The sequence below is a fragment of the Pseudovibrio sp. FO-BEG1 genome (genome assembly GCF_000236645.1).
GTDB lineage: Bacteria > Pseudomonadota > Alphaproteobacteria > Rhizobiales > Stappiaceae > Pseudovibrio.
Map to the genome: position 1 here is coordinate 5,009,163 of NC_016642.1, position 14,619 is coordinate 5,023,781.

The 14,619-nt window shown below is 52.5% G+C and carries 12 protein-coding genes; 3 read left to right on the plus strand and 9 right to left on the minus strand.

The features are described 5' to 3' along the window. Window positions 1–2 precede the first annotated feature (2 nt). The 9 genes from PSE_RS22495 to fliI form a co-directional block, all read right to left on the minus strand. A complete protein-coding gene (locus tag PSE_RS22495; RefSeq protein ID WP_014286907.1) occupies window positions 3–1,049 on the minus strand; it encodes a 4-hydroxyproline epimerase in 1,047 nt (348 codons plus the stop codon). Window positions 1,050–1,134: 85 nt separating this feature from the next. Continuing rightward, a complete protein-coding gene (locus tag PSE_RS22500) occupies window positions 1,135–2,370 on the minus strand; it encodes an FAD-binding oxidoreductase (protein WP_014286908.1) in 1,236 nt (411 codons plus the stop codon). Continuing rightward, on the minus strand, window positions 2,352–3,269 hold the full coding sequence (locus PSE_RS22505) for a dihydrodipicolinate synthase family protein (RefSeq protein WP_041768763.1): 918 nt from the start codon (window positions 3,267–3,269) through the stop codon (window positions 2,352–2,354). The genes PSE_RS22500 and PSE_RS22505 overlap by 19 nt, the downstream gene beginning before the upstream one ends. 193 nt (window positions 3,270–3,462) lie before the next feature. Next, window positions 3,463–4,962, minus strand: coding sequence for a glycerol kinase GlpK (glpK, locus tag PSE_RS22510; RefSeq protein ID WP_014286910.1), 1,500 nt, complete (start codon window positions 4,960–4,962; stop codon window positions 3,463–3,465). Between the two features lie 279 nt (window positions 4,963–5,241). Next, complete coding sequence (gene glpD / locus PSE_RS22515; RefSeq protein ID WP_014286911.1) at window positions 5,242–6,765, minus strand: glycerol-3-phosphate dehydrogenase; 1,524 nt, start codon at window positions 6,763–6,765, stop codon at window positions 5,242–5,244. 296 nt (window positions 6,766–7,061) lie between these two features. Further along, window positions 7,062–9,338 carry a mechanosensitive ion channel domain-containing protein gene (locus PSE_RS22520; protein WP_014286912.1) on the minus strand — a complete coding sequence of 759 codons (2,277 nt, stop codon included), beginning with the start codon at window positions 9,336–9,338 and terminating at the stop codon, window positions 7,062–7,064. Between the two features lie 138 nt (window positions 9,339–9,476). Continuing rightward, window positions 9,477–9,917, minus strand: coding sequence for a paraquat-inducible protein A (locus tag PSE_RS22525; protein ID WP_014286913.1), 441 nt, complete (start codon window positions 9,915–9,917; stop codon window positions 9,477–9,479). Between the two features lie 236 nt (window positions 9,918–10,153). Further along, window positions 10,154–10,561 carry a flagellar export protein FliJ gene (gene fliJ / locus PSE_RS22530; protein WP_008551685.1) on the minus strand — a complete coding sequence of 136 codons (408 nt, stop codon included), beginning with the start codon at window positions 10,559–10,561 and terminating at the stop codon, window positions 10,154–10,156. Between the two features lie 30 nt (window positions 10,562–10,591). Further along, the gene (gene fliI, locus PSE_RS22535; RefSeq protein ID WP_051126002.1) at window positions 10,592–11,917 is read right to left on the minus strand and encodes a flagellar protein export ATPase FliI; all 1,326 of its coding nucleotides are present in this window, start codon (window positions 11,915–11,917) and stop codon (window positions 10,592–10,594) included. Window positions 11,918–12,290: 373 nt separating this feature from the next. Here fliI and ctrA point away from each other — a divergent pair, with 373 nt between their 5' ends. From ctrA to PSE_RS22550, 3 genes are all read left to right on the plus strand, one after another. Next, window positions 12,291–12,980, plus strand: a complete 690-nt coding sequence (gene ctrA, locus PSE_RS22540) for a response regulator transcription factor CtrA (RefSeq protein ID WP_008551652.1) — start codon at window positions 12,291–12,293, stop codon at window positions 12,978–12,980. 214 nt (window positions 12,981–13,194) lie between these two features. Then, complete coding sequence (locus PSE_RS22545; protein ID WP_014286918.1) at window positions 13,195–13,671, plus strand: SAM-dependent methyltransferase; 477 nt, start codon at window positions 13,195–13,197, stop codon at window positions 13,669–13,671. Window positions 13,672–13,781: 110 nt separating this feature from the next. Beyond that, window positions 13,782–14,618: a DMT family transporter gene (locus tag PSE_RS22550; RefSeq protein WP_041768764.1), complete on the plus strand. Its 837-nt coding sequence runs from the start codon at window positions 13,782–13,784 to the stop codon at window positions 14,616–14,618. Window position 14,619: the final 1 nt, after the last annotated feature.

Here is a 14,619-nt window from a genome sequence, read left to right on the forward strand (position 1 = left end):
CGCTATCCTTCGTAACTGCCTTTATCCGGAAAGTGCTTCACACCTTCGGCCGCCAGTTGGAAGCCGGTCATGTAGGGGTCGCGGTCGTCGAGGAAGAGGGTGTTGTAACCTGTCTTGCGGGCCCAGCCTTCGATGGTTGGGATGATGCCGTCATGCCCGCCCACGTTTGCCGCTTCCTTCACACCGCCAACGAACACAGAGCCGATGATAGATTCATGGCGCATGGTATCGCCAACCTTCAGCTCACCCTTGGCGTAGAGGTGTGCAAGTCGGGCAGAGGTGCCAGTGCCACACGGGCTGCGGTCCAAAGCTTTGTCGCCATAAAACACCGCATTGCGCCGATCAGCAGCATCGGAGGTCGGCTTGCCAGTCCACTGAATATGACTGATACCGTTAATACGCTTATCCTCAGCATGGGTCACTGAGTACTTCTCATTCAACGCAGCACGCAAACGCGGGCTCCAGTCCAGCAGCTGTGAGACGCTCACATTCTCAAGACCCGGGAAGTTCTCTTGGCTTTCAACAATGGCGTAGAAGTTTCCGCCATAAGCCACATCCACGCTGATCTCCCCCACACCCGGCAGATCAACGGTCATCCCCGTCTCTGCCAGATAACTTGGCACGTTGATCAGGCGAACACTCTCGACGTATCCGTCCTTCTCAAAATACTCGGCAACCACCAATCCGGCTGGCGTATCCAGATACACCTTTCCCGGTTCACGAGGCTCAATCAGCCCTTCTTCCAAAGCCATGGTGATGGTGCCGATGGTGCCGTGCCCGCACATGGGCAAGCAACCGGATGTCTCAATAAACAGCACCGCAACATCACAGTCAGGCCGTGTCGGAGGAAAAAGCATGGAGCCGGACATCATGTCATGCCCACGTGGCTCAAACATCAGGCCGGTACGGATCCAGTCATAGCGTTTGAGAAAATCCGCCCGCCGCTCCAGCATATCATTGCCGCGCAAAGCCGGTGCACCACCCGCAACCAGTCGCACAGGGTTACCGCAGGTATGCCCATCAACACAGAAAAAACTCTTGGAGACCAAGATCCCCTCCCCTCATTCCATGGCATCTCAGCAAGATGCCAACGGTCAACCGATGGAGCCCTCTAATCTCCCCGGAAGGACCAGTTTAAAATCGTTGAGCACTGTAAAGTGTGCAATCTATTTTTGGTGTTTCACCGCAAATCAGGTCACTGACCAGTTCAGCTGTAATTGCTGCTTGTGTAAGGCCATGATGACCATGTCCAAACGCATATGTCACGCGTTCGCTGTGTTTCGAATGTCCGATAACCGGCAGAGTATCCGGCATGGAAGGCCGATGCCCCATCCAGCGAATGCCGTTGTCACGGTTCAATCCCGGTAGAAGACGAGACGCCTTTTCAGCCATCGCATCCGCACGCTTCCAGTTGGCATCCAGCTCAAGGCCGCCAAACTCAACCGCACCACCAACGCGCAAACCGTGAGAAAGCTGCGTCACCGCAAAGCCAAGCCCCGGTACCATCACCGCATGCTTCAAAGATACATTGGGATCCGAGAAGGTGGTGTTATAGCCTCGCTCCGTCTCAAGCGGCACCTTGTCCCCCAACTGGGCCGCCAGCGTCTTGGACCATGCACCACAGGCAATCACCACATGATCGCTGAGGATCTGCTCCTCACCCTCCACATGCAGAACAATATGATCCCCTTGCGGCTGAATATGAGAGACTGAGTTCTTCAGGATCTTGCCACCGTTGCGCTCAAACGCTTCCGCAAGGCTCAGGCAAAGAGCATGCGGATCATCAACAGTCATCCACCCCGGAACGAGCGCACCGCCAACAACATGCTCAGAAAAATCAGGCTCAAGTTCCCGGACCTCATCTCCATTGAGTTCCTGCACTTCAATGCCGTGTTCCCGTTGCTCCTGCCACTCACTGCGGACGCCCTCAATCTGGCTCTGCTCGGTATAAACCTCAAGGCATCCCTTCAGGAACACGTGATGCCGCGTGCCGGACGCCTGCCACAGCCGCTCCCACGCCGGAAGAGACGCTTTGTTGATGGCCGCTTTGCCAAGAACGCTGTGTTTCAGTTTGTCAGGAAAAGATGCCCGCGAGAACCGCAGCATCCATGGCAGAATTTTAAGCGCATATGCCGGGCGCACAGCCAGCGGTCCCAGCGGATCAAGCAACCAACCGGGTATCTTCCGCCAGATTCCTTTAGAAGCCAAAGGTGCAACATCCGTCCATGCAATGCCAGCCGCGTTCCCACGGCTGGCCATTTCACCCGGACCATTGCGGTCAATCAGAGCAACCTTATGGCCTTCTTGCTGAAGGCGCAGGGCTGTTGCCAATCCAACAACCCCGGCTCCGATTACATGGATGTGTCGCATAGCTCTTTAAGCTCCGGCAGTTCCGGGCGGCATGCAATAGCATCTTCCACCACCTTGATGACGCGTGCACGCTCAGCACCGGACAATGCCAGACGCGGCGCACGGACACGGTCATTAGAACCGATAGCAACCATCTCTGCCAACTTGATATTTTGGACTAGATTGGTGGACACATCCAGATCAAGAAGCGGACGGAACCAGCGGTAAATCTCAAGCGCTTCCTGATAGCGGCCAGCCTTCGTCAACTGGTAGATCGCAACAGTTTCACGCGGGAACGCCACAACAAGACCAGCAACCCAGCCATCAACGCCCATCATCAGGCTCTCAAGCGCAAGGTTGTCCACGCCAGTCAGCACCTTGAAGCGGTCGCCAAAACGGTTGATCACTTCAGTCGCGCGGCGAATGTCGTCGGTGGATTCTTTCATCGCAACGATAAGCGGCTCATCTGCCAGCTCAGCAAACATGTCCAAAGTGACATCAACACCGTAAGCAACCGGGTTGTTGTACACCATCACCGGAATGCCACCAGCTTTGGCAACAGCTTTAATGTGAGCCACAGTCTCATGCGGTGCAGAGCGGTATGGAACGCCCGGCAAAACCATCAGGCCATTCGCACCAGCCGCGGCTGCATCTGCTGATGCTTTTTCCGCGCGGCGGGTGGAGCTTTCGCACACAGTCATAATGACGTGCTTGGAACCGCATACCTTCTTAGCAATCTTGAGAATTTCAATTTTCTCTTCTGGCTCCAGCGCCATCGCTTCACCAAGAGAACCGCATACGATAATACCATCGCAGCCTGCATCCATCTGCAGCTGGAAGCAACGCTCCATCTCTACAAAATCAAGCTCATCGTTCTCTGTAAATTTAGTTGTGACAGCCGGGTAAACACCAGTCCACATTTTGATCATCCTCACCTGTGATATATTACAGGCAATATGACCCCCAAACCCGCAAAGGTCAATACTGTGATATATCTGAAAGCAAATTAATCCAGAACCACAGTGGAAAAGCAATAAATTCAGTGAGTTAATGACGCTGCGGAAAGTGTGTAACCGGCAATCCGGCACCTTCCGCAGCCAATTTCACACAGACTTAGGACGCCTGAGATCGTGTGCGGGAGACCGCATCGTGCCAACCGGAGAGTCGCTTCTCACGCTCTGCCGCTTCCATGTTCGGCTCAAAGCGGCGATCCAGATTCCACCGCTCGGAGAACTCTTCCATGGTTGGCCACACACCAGCCTTCATGCCCGCAAGCCATGCAACGCCAAGTGCAGTGGTTTCCTGAACAACAGGACGATCCACCGGACGGCCAAGAATGTCCGCAAGGAACTGCATGGTCCAGTCAGAAGCAACCATACCGCCATCAACGCGCAGCACGGTGTCACCATTCAGCGGAGAGCCCATGTCGGAAGACTTGGAGTTGATCAGATCAACAGTCTGGTAACCGACGCTTTCCAGTGCTGCTCGCGCAATTTCATCCTGACCGGTGGAACGGGTCATACCGAAAATCGCCGCCCGTGCTTCAGGATCCCAATAAGGAGCACCCAGACCAACAAACGCCGGAACCAGATAAACATGGCTTTCCGGATCGGCATTTTCAGCCATCAGCTGTGTCTGCGCTGCATTGTCGATGATCTTCAGCCCATCGCGCAGCCACTGCACGGCAGCACCCGCTATAAAGATGGAGCCTTCCAGCGCATAGGTGGTCTTGCCATTCAGACGATAGGCAATCGTGGAGAGCAGTCGGTTCTTGGAATAAACCAGCTCTTCGCCAGTGTTCAGCAATGCAAAGCAGCCGGTGCCATAAGTTGACTTCACCATGCCCTGCTTAAAGCACGCCTGCCCAACAGTCGCGGCCTGCTGGTCACCCGCCACACCGTAAATCGGCAGCTCAGCGCCCAGCAGATCGGCAGTGATCGTACCGAATTCATCAGCACAATCTTTCACTTCTGGCAGAAGGCTCATCGGAATGTTCAGCAGAGCCAGCAGCTCTTCATCCCAGCGGTTCTCACCAATATTATAAAGAAGCGTACGGGACGCGTTGGTCGCGTCAGTCACATGAGACTTCCCGCCGGTTAAACGCCAGATCAGCCAGGTATCAACGGTACCAAACGCCAGCTCACCAGCTTCCGCCCGCTCGCGCACACCTTCTACATTGTCCAAAATCCAGGCCACTTTGGTGCCGGAGAAGTATGGATCAAGCAGCAGGCCAGTCTTGCGGGTGAACATCTCTTCATGACCAGCGGCTTTCAGCGTGCTGCAGAAAGCAGATGTGCGGCGGTCCTGCCAGACAATCGCGTTATAAACCGGCTCACCGGTTTTGCGATCCCAGATCAGCGTCGTCTCACGCTGGTTGGTGATGCCCACGCCGATGATCTTTTCAGCAGCAAGACCTGCTTCAGACAGCGCTTCGCGGCATGTCTCAACAGTCGTATTCCAAAGGTCTTCAGGATCGTGCTCTACCCAACCTTCATGCGGAAAGTGCTGCGGAAACTCACGCTGCCCAACCCCCACACTTTCGAAGCTGTCATTAAAAACGATCGCACGCGTTGACGTCGTCCCCTGATCAATGGAGAGCACCCACCCTGTCATATATTCCTCCCCGGAAGAGGTTTTCCCTCTTCGAAAATCCAATTTGGCGCCAGTATCTTTTCTGAGACGCCGAAACAATCTGATGATGAACCTAGAATGTCACGTGCCAAAATACAAAGGTCAAAACACCAAGATAAAGGCCAACCGTTGTGTATACCATCCCATACAAGGCGCCATGACATAAAACAGGCTCTGCCTTTCTGACAAAGCGTATTCCCGAAAAGTGGTTCCGGTTTTCGGATAAGAATACGCACAAAAAGAAAAACAGAGCCCTGTAACTTAACCCGCCATGCGGTTCGCTTCAAAGTAGCTCGCCAGATAATGCTCCAGCACGCCAGAAGCTTCTTTCGGCAGATGCAGACCCAGCTTGGAGCGCCGCCACAGAATGTCTTCTGCAGTCACAGCCCACTCCTGCTCAACCAACCAGTTCACTTCGCAGGCATAAAGGTCGCCACCAATATGCGCACCAAGTTCAGCAGTGGTCTTCGCATACCCAAGAATTCTCATGGCGTCAGAACCGTAGGAGCGTACCAGACGATAAGCATGGTCATGCTCAAGGAACGGGTAAGCTGATTTCAGCGCAGCAACCTTGGCCCCAAAGTCACCCGGCTCAAAATCACCACCCGGCAGAACGCTGTCTTTCGTCCATGCATTCTTCTTCGCAGCTTGCGGCAGATAAACAGCCAGTTTCTCAAGCGCATGTTCCGCAAGTCGGCGATAAGTGGTGATCTTGCCGCCAAACACGCTCAGCAGCGGAGCCTTGTTTTCACCTTCATCCATCTCCAGAACGTAGTCGCGTGTCGCTGCGCGCGCTTCACTTGCGCCATCGTCATAAAGCGGGCGAACACCTGAGTACGTGCGCACAACCATGTCCGGCGTCACTTCCTTGGAGAAGTACTCGCTGACAGCGCTGCACAGATAGGCAATCTCATCGTCAGAGCAGGACACACCAGCAGGGTCATCCTGATAATCAACATCCGTGGTGCCGATCAGCGTGAAGTCATTCTCATAAGGGATCGCAAAGACAATACGACCATCCGCATTCTGGAAGATGAAGCTGCGATCATGTTCAAACATCTTCGGCACGATGATGTGGCTGCCCTTCACCAGACGCACATTCGCCTGACTGTTGAGCCCGATCGCACCTTTCAGAACGTTGGACACCCAAGGACCAGCCGCGTTCACCAGCGCCTTCGCCTGAACCAGCTCGCTCTTGCCACTCACGCTGTCACGAATTTCAACTTCCCAACCGCTGTCAGTACGGGAGGCGCGAACAACCTCCGTATTACGGCGGATCTCAGCTCCACGAGCAGCAGCATCGCGTGCGTTCAGCACCACCATGCGCGCGTCATCCACCCAGCAGTCGGAGTATTCAAAACCCCGCGTGAACAGAGACTTCAGCCCATCATTGAACGGAGCACGATCAAGCGGCACAGTCTTCGTAGCTGGCAACAGCTTACGACCACCCAGATGGTCATACATGAACAGGCCAAGACGCAGGAACCATGCCGGACGCAGACCCTTGTGGTGCGGAAGAATAAAGCGCAGAGGCCAGATGATGTGCGGCGCCATGTTCAACAGAACTTCACGTTCCTTCAGCGCTTCACGAACCAAACGGAACTCATAGTATTCCAGATACCGCAATCCACCGTGGATCAGCTTGGTCGAGGCCGAGGAGGTCGCGCTTGCAAAGTCAGTTTTCTCCGCCAAAAAAACTGAAAGTCCGCGACCAGAGGCATCACGTGCAATACCGCAGCCGTTAATTCCGCCCCCTATGACAAATAGATCATAGCTCTTACTCATGGTTGGCCCCTCAATTCCACGGTTCTCGCCAATGAATCCGTGATAGCACGCATATTCGTTACGCCGAACCTATTCGAATATTTTCGAAAGTCAACGAAACCTATTATCATATATATGTATTAAAACGAAACTCCCACAAGCAAGAGAAAAAATCGCTTGTTTGCCCGATTTCTCTCGTCAATTTGTTTAACACTGGGCAACAATAAAAAAGCGCGCTCGTTTCGAACACGAGCGCGCTTTTTTCATACGAAACTGAAACTGTCAGGTTTCAGGAGACTGATTCACCTAGGGTTACATCAGGTCTGACCATCTTCCTCAGAGGTGTTGTCACCTTCATTCCCTCCAGCTTGGGAGCTACGTCCCTTGGCCGGAGCAGGCTTTTTCTGCTCAACCTGAGGAACCTCCTCCGGGCTGCTGTCACTGGCCACATGGTAGGTAACTTGCGGGAACGGAATATCAATGCTGCGCTCATCAAACACGACCTTCAGATACTCATTATAAGCACGGCCAATCGCCCACTGGCTGCCCGGCAGTGTCTTGATACGTGCGCGGATGTTGATGGCAGAGTCACCAAACGCGGTCACACCATGCATCTCCAGCTCACCAAGGATCGCAACATTGTGCGGTGTTTCCTCCAATCGGCGGAACGCTTCATGCATGGCTTCCTTGGCCACTTCAATGTCGGTGTCATACCCAACCCCCATCACAGAAACAGCATAAGCAAAGTCGCGCGTGGAGTTGGAAACGCTGGTCACAGAGGAGAATGGAATAATGTGAGAGGTACCATTCAGATCGCGCAGCCTCACACTACGAATGCTCAAGCGCTCGACCGTACCGCTGATACCGCCAACCTCCACGAAGTCTCCTTCGTTCATAGCGTTTTCCAGCTGAATAAAGGCACCGGTAATCACATCCTGCACCAGCTTCTGCGAGCCGAACGAAACCGCCAGACCAACAACACCAGCACCTGCGATCAGTGGCGCAATCTGAATGCCGAGTTCAGACAAAGCCAGAAGCGTAAACATCACGATCATCAAGATAGAAAGTGCGTTGCTGAACAATTGGAACAGCGTCTTGGTACGGCTGGAAACAGTCTTGCCTTCCCGTTCCAGAATACGCAGATCAATCCAGGACATAATCGTCAGCCACAGAGCAAAACCGATAAGAATAACAATAACTGCGGACATCACGGCGTTTGCAAAGGCAATACCGTCACCTGTCCAGATCCATTGCCAGAAACTGCCAACACCCCAGACTTCCAGAACACCAATAACCACACAGATACCGACGATCACACGCAGCACGGCACAAACAGCAGGAAGGAACGAGTTCAGCCTGTCTTCAAAAGTCGGCAACACATGGTCCAACGCATCATGAAGATCGACACCCTTACGGATAACCCGTGTCAGCAACTTCATAATGCCCAGCCCGATGAAGATAACCAGCAAGGAAATCGCACTGGTTTGGGCAATGTAGTTGATCGCGTCGAGCGGTGTACGCAACCACGCAACCATGATCGCAAACACATAAAGCAGCGCCAGCAGATGCCAGACGAAACCCAGTCCCTTGAACAACTGAACCGAGAAGTTGGAACCTTTGAAGCTATCCGCATAAACGCGAATAGCATCCCGCACCCGCAAACGGGACCGCAGGATGATTGTCGTCAGATAGACAATACAGAGCAGCACCACCGTGACACGAACACTGCCAGCCAACTGAGCTGAGAAGTTCACGCCCACCATTGGCACAGCCAAACGGACACCAAACCCAAGAATACCGACGATCAGGATCAGATGGCGCGCCCAGTAAACAGCCTCGCTGTCAGAGAATGGCAGAAGTCGGAAAGCAGACCGGTGCGGCGCAAACACAAAGCGGATCACAACACGTGACATCTCAATCAGGAAGAAGGCATTGATAGCGAACAGCTCAACATTGTTGATGCTCTGCACCGTCGGATCTGATGAGAAGATATAAGCAGACAAATAGCCGACACCCGATGCAATGCCCACAAACGCAGCATCAAACACCGAGGTAATCGCCAGCAAGCCAACGCGGAAAAACAGAGAATGACGATCCGGGCCTTTCTCATGGCGACGCATGTAAGCCGTTGAAGCACGGTGCAAAATAATCAGCACCAGATAGGCTGGCAGTAACACGCGAATAATACTGAAAATGCCATCCCACAGCCGCGAGTGATCCACCTGCGACTGCCCATCAATCAGGTCTTCATAACCGGAAAGACCTGAGATAATGAGCGCGCCAAAATCATAAAAGCTCGTAACGCCTTCCTGCACATAAGACCCGATCTGCGCAGCAATCGTTGCTTTCGCTTCCGGGTTCACCGGTGTGCCAGACGCCTCGGATCCGGAAGCACTTTTCGCCTGTTCTTCCTGCAAAATCTTGATGAGCGCTTCACGACCTTTCGGGTCTTCAAGCACCTTGATCAGAGCTTGCTTGGCCTGCTGAACATCTGCCCCTCCCTCTGCCGAAGCTGAGGAATCTTGAGCCTGCGCGACACTGGCAAAACTAAGAAAGATTGCAGCAAACGCTGCAAGAATAAACCGGAAAAGCATGGATCACCCAGAATGGAAACGTGCAAAAATCAAGCGAACATTACCGCTTTACAACATAAACGAGAAGATCCGGTGAAGACAAACCGACAAAATAACCCTGCGCAAACAGGGTTTTTGACAGATCAAAGCATGCAGAGGTTATTTGGCGCGTCGCCCAACCATAAATGCAGCAATCGCCGTTGAAAGCGTAGCTCCAGCATAGAACCACAGCCCCGGCAGAACCTGAGCGCTGGCAAGCCCACTGGTCTTGGCGGCAAAAATCACCAGCGCCACCAGCATCACATCCATCATGGACCACTTACCAAGATAACTCAGCGTGGTGAGCCATTTGCTGGAAGACCGATGCAAAGCAGAAATACCAAGAACAAGAATTTTAAGAGCAGGCAGGAAGACGGAGAACACAAACACAAGACCAGCGATGGAAACCTCACCATCCTCATAAAGCCCGCTGATCACCTGCAACAGGCTAGGTGTGTCCTGCAAAAAGTAGAGACGCTCCATGCTCAATAAGGGAAGCGTAAGGCCGAGGCCAAACGAAAACGCAGCAATTGGAATTAAGAAACCAAGTAAAACAGGCATATAGGCTCCAGAAGCGTCTTCCCGAAAAATGGATAGTGCTTTGACCCGGCAACCGGGACACGGCGCAACAGCCTATAGATAAACATTGGTGAAATGAAAGCAACCACGAGGTATCGCACCGCGAACGGGCGCAGTGCGATCAATAAAGGATATTGAAGAGGTAAGACCAGTCTGGGGTCGCAAGAATGTCAGGTCATTCATGCGGAATGACCACGAACTCTCAGCCCCGGGGAAGATTAGCGACGAGCCATCCGCCCGGCGATGTCGTCCATTCCGTCTTGTTCAATCGCTTCCATAGCCGCACGCTGGCGCATCTGGTCGCGTTCGTCCATCAACTCGATCTTCTTCAACTCGGAAACAGCTTCCGTCAATTCATCCTGAGCTTTCTCAAGCTGAGCCTTCAGCTCTTCCGTTGAGTGCTTCAGGTTATCCCGGCGCTGTGCAGCTGCACGAGCGAAAGTCGGATAAGCAAAATGAGTGACATCATCAATGCCAACACGTTTTTGCTCCTGAACAATCTGGTTCTCCAGATCTTCAGCCATTCGATCAAAATCGCTCAACATCGTTTCAATCTGAGTCACCTGACGGCGCTTCTCATCAACATTGAACTTCTTCAGCTTCAAAAGGCCTTCACGATTCTTCATACGCAATACTCCCTTTACCGGAGAGTGAGCTTACGCCTGAGTCATTTCCAAAAGGTGAGCAAGTTGGAAATATCCCTCTTCAATTGTAGTTTTTTCCCCCTTCATTTGCCCAAGATACGCTTCGAGGGCGTCATATTTAGCAATAGCTTCATCTACGAGGGGGTCAGCACCTTCTTTATATGCACCCAGACGGATCAGTTCCTCCATATCCGCGTAGGCAGACATCAGCTGCTTGGCACGCCGGAGAATCGGCAAGGCTTCTTCAGGCACGCAACGCGGCATAGTTCGACTTACAGATTTTAGCACGTTAATGGCCGGGTAGCGACCGCGTTCGGCAATTTGCCGCTCCATAACAATGTGCCCATCAAGGATACCACGCACCGCATCCGCTACAGGTTCATTATGGTTGTCGCCTTCAACCAACACAGTAAAGAGTGCAGTCACTGAACCTTTGCCCACCGCACCTGGCCCTGCACGCTCCATCAACTTCGGCAGTTCAGTGAAGACCGTCGGCGTATAACCTTTAGATGTCGGCGGCTCACCAACAGAAAGGCCGATCTCACGCTGCGCCATGGCAAAGCGTGTCACCGAGTCCATCATACAAAGAACGTTCTTGCCTTCATCACGAAAGTACTCAGAGAGCGTCAGTGTAAGGTAGGCAGCTTCCCGGCGCATGAGGACGCTTTCGTCAGAGGTCGCAACCACCACAACAGACTTCGCCAAACCTTCTTCGCCCAGATCGTCCTCAATGAACTCCTGAACCTCACGTCCACGTTCACCAATCAGACCAATGACAGACACCTCAGTTTCCGCATTGCGCGCAAGCATAGACATAAGGACGGATTTACCCACGCCAGACCCGGCAAAAATACCGAGGCGCTGTCCCTGACAACACGTTACAAAACTGTTAAGAGATCTCACACCCAGGTCGATCGGACCTCCAACACGCGCTCTTTCTGCAGCCGGAGGTGGTGAATCACGCAATTTTCTCGGAATTGATCCGAATGGAAGCGGTCCTTTTCCATCAATTGGCTCACCCAAAGCGTTAACAACACGCCCCAGCCAACCACTCGATGGATGCACGATACTCTCGCGAGAAATCAGCTTCGCCTTGCTACCATGACGCACACCATCAAGCTCGCCAAACGGCATACAAAGCGCTCTTCCGTCTCGAAAACCGACGACTTCAGCTTGAATTGACGCCGCGTTCTCCCCTATTTCTATTAGTAGACGCGCCCCGACGCTCATGGCGTAAACAGGGCCTGCGACCTCGATCAGAAGTCCCTTAACTGCTTCTACTCTCCCGTAAATTTCGGTTGGGAGGCATGATTCGATTTCTGCAAAAAGCGAGTCCAAAACAGATTCCCTATTAATCATTTTCGTCGATGGTAACCGATCGTTTACGCTTCTGCTTAATGTTATTGGGGAGACTTTGAATGGCGTATAGCCCTTTCAAGGAAACGAAGCGTCTAAACATGGCTTTCAGTAGCACTTGATTCGATTGAAAGCCAACCGGTCTCAAAATGTTGAACAGGAAAGGTTACACCCCTGAATTCTAGGTTGTACCCAGAGAACTGTTCCACGTCAGAGTAAAACGCTTGCGGTAGCGATTCGAGTTCTGTTAACCATAAACTCATTCAATTGAGTCGGGTTTATAGTATTCCTTCGCAACGGTTTGTGTTTTTGGGCCGGCGCGACTGCCCAGGAAAGGCAACACGAGGGGATTAACATGCGTGTATTGTTGATCGAGGACGATAGTGCTACTGCACAAAGCATTGAACTGATGCTCAAATCCGAGAACTTTAATGTCTACACGACAGATCTCGGCGAAGAAGGCATCGACCTCGGCAAACTGTATGATTATGATATTATCATGCTGGATCTGAACCTGCCGGACATGTCCGGTTATGAGGTACTGCGTACACTGCGCGTATCCAAGGTGAAGACACCAATTCTTATTCTGTCCGGTCTGGCTGGCATTGAAGACAAGGTCCGTGGCCTTGGTTTCGGCGCTGACGATTACATGACAAAGCCATTCCACAAGGATGAGCTGATTGCACGTATTCATGCAATTGTACGTCGTTCTAAAGGTCATGCTCAGTCCGTGATTGTTACCGGAGACCTCACCGTAAACCTCGACACCAAGACTGTTGAAGTTGCAGGTCAACGCGTACATCTGACTGGTAAAGAATACCAGATGCTCGAGCTTCTCTCCCTTCGTAAGGGCACCACCCTCACCAAGGAAATGTTCCTCAACCACCTCTATGGTGGCATGGACGAGCCTGAGCTGAAGATCATCGATGTGTTCATTTGTAAGCTCCGCAAGAAGCTCGCTTCTGCAACTGCTGGCAAAAACTACATCGAAACAGTATGGGGCCGCGGATACGTTCTGCGCGAACCAGAAGAGAAAGCAGCTTAAGAGCCCACCGCTCTTCCAAAGCAAACTTTCAAAGAGTTTCAGTAGAAGCCCTGCTTGGTCAACACCACGCAGGGCTTTTCTGATTCTCACCTAACCAACTGCAATCAAACGCTCTTCATCCTCAAAACCGCTAAAGCTTGCACTTTGGTGAAAGTAAGCGGAGGGTAGCTTCATCAAGCTTGATGACGTCCGAAACACATATGAGGATACGAAGATGCAAACCTTTGCAGACCTGAGAGCCATCGGGACCATCACAGCAACCGATGGGCTTTTCCAGCTCAACATCCAGTCAGATTACAGACCAGCTCTGCTGCATCTATCTGACTTTAGCCACGCCCTTATTCTGTGGTGGGCAGATCAGGCGGCAACAGAGCAGGACCGGAACACGCTGCAGTTCCCAGCTCCATACGCCAAGGCTAATCATGAGATTGGTACGTTCGCATCAAGATCCCCTGCCCGTCCGAACCCGATCGGCCTCTCAACGGTGTCCTTACTAAATGTCGATGTAGAACACGGCCTCATCACCGTCCCTTACATTGATACAGAACCCGGCACACCACTGCTGGATATCAAGCCCTATTTCCCAGCCTCGGATCGGGTAGAACAATGCCATGGACCAGAATGGTGCAAGCATTGGCCTCAATCCTATGAAGCATCGGCTGATTTCGACTGGGCAGCTGAATTCGCATAAATGAGAGACCAGTTAGCCTCTGCGTTTCCCGTGGAGGCTAATCGAGAAAACACCTCCAATAACGCCTAAGTGTTTTGCCAATCATAAGGCTTTGTTGCCATTGTGCGCCCATGAGGCTTTTTATTCTTACATCTATTGTCATGGTGGCTTTTGCTGCCAATTCCGTTTTGAACCGCTTAGCACTCGCAGATGGTGAGATTGGACCATCCGCGTTCGCAACCATTAGGGTCATTGCCGGAGCCGTAATGCTCCTCGCCCTCATCTTCGTCAGAAGCCAAAAGCTTCAGTTCTCTAAGCCGAACTATCCTGCAGTGCTCGCACTCTGCGCATATATTCTCGGCTTCTCACACGCCTACATCTCTCTGGATGCCGGCTTCGGCGCACTTCTGCTCTTTGGGGCGGTGCAAAGCACCATGTTCGTTGGCGCATTCCTTCAGCGTGAAAAACTGGGTTTGCAGAAGTGGATCGGCGCGGGCCTTGCCTTCTCAGGCCTCATATACCTACTCTCTCCGGCAAACACCGGCATAAACCCGCTCGGAGCAGGTCTCATGACCGTTGCAGCTGTCGGCTGGGGGATTTACTCCATCATCGGCAGAGGCGCAGCAAACCCACTGAAAGACACGGGAATGAACTTCCTCTATGCCATCCCATTGGTCTCATTGGCACTTCTGCTGTTTCCCGATAACAGTGAAATCACCTCGGCAGGCGTGGTCTTAGCCGTCATCTCCGGCGCAATCACCTCAGGTCTTGGCTACGCCCTCTGGTATGCAATCATTCCGCAGCTTCAAACAAGCACGGCTGCCGTTGCTCAGCTCACTGTGCCAATCATAGCCACTGCTGGTGGGATTGTGTTCCTCTCTGAAGCCATCGACCTGCGTTTCATCATAGCAACCGTCATGGTGCTCTGCGGTGTAGCTGTTTCAGCATATCAAAGGAAACCCAAGTAGA

Excerpts from the sequence above, each read along its gene's own strand:
- PSE_RS22500 (WP_014286908.1), bottom strand. The coding sequence starts at position 2,370 with ATGCGACACATCCATGTAATCGGAGCCGGGGTTGTTGGATTGGCAACA.
- PSE_RS22505 (WP_041768763.1), bottom strand. The coding sequence starts at position 3,269 with ATGTGGACTGGTGTTTACCCGGCTGTCACAACTAAATTTACAGAGAAC.
- glpK (WP_014286910.1), bottom strand. The coding sequence starts at position 4,962 with ATGACAGGGTGGGTGCTCTCCATTGATCAGGGGACGACGTCAACGCGT.
- glpD (WP_014286911.1), bottom strand. The coding sequence starts at position 6,765 with ATGAGTAAGAGCTATGATCTATTTGTCATAGGGGGCGGAATTAACGGC.
- PSE_RS22520 (WP_014286912.1), bottom strand. The coding sequence starts at position 9,338 with ATGCTTTTCCGGTTTATTCTTGCAGCGTTTGCTGCAATCTTTCTTAGT.
- PSE_RS22525 (WP_014286913.1), bottom strand. The coding sequence starts at position 9,917 with ATGCCTGTTTTACTTGGTTTCTTAATTCCAATTGCTGCGTTTTCGTTT.
- fliJ (WP_008551685.1), bottom strand. The coding sequence starts at position 10,561 with ATGAAGAATCGTGAAGGCCTTTTGAAGCTGAAGAAGTTCAATGTTGAT.
- ctrA (WP_008551652.1), top strand. The coding sequence starts at position 12,291 with ATGCGTGTATTGTTGATCGAGGACGATAGTGCTACTGCACAAAGCATT.
- PSE_RS22545 (WP_014286918.1), top strand. The coding sequence starts at position 13,195 with ATGCAAACCTTTGCAGACCTGAGAGCCATCGGGACCATCACAGCAACC.
- PSE_RS22550 (WP_041768764.1), top strand. The coding sequence starts at position 13,782 with ATGAGGCTTTTTATTCTTACATCTATTGTCATGGTGGCTTTTGCTGCC.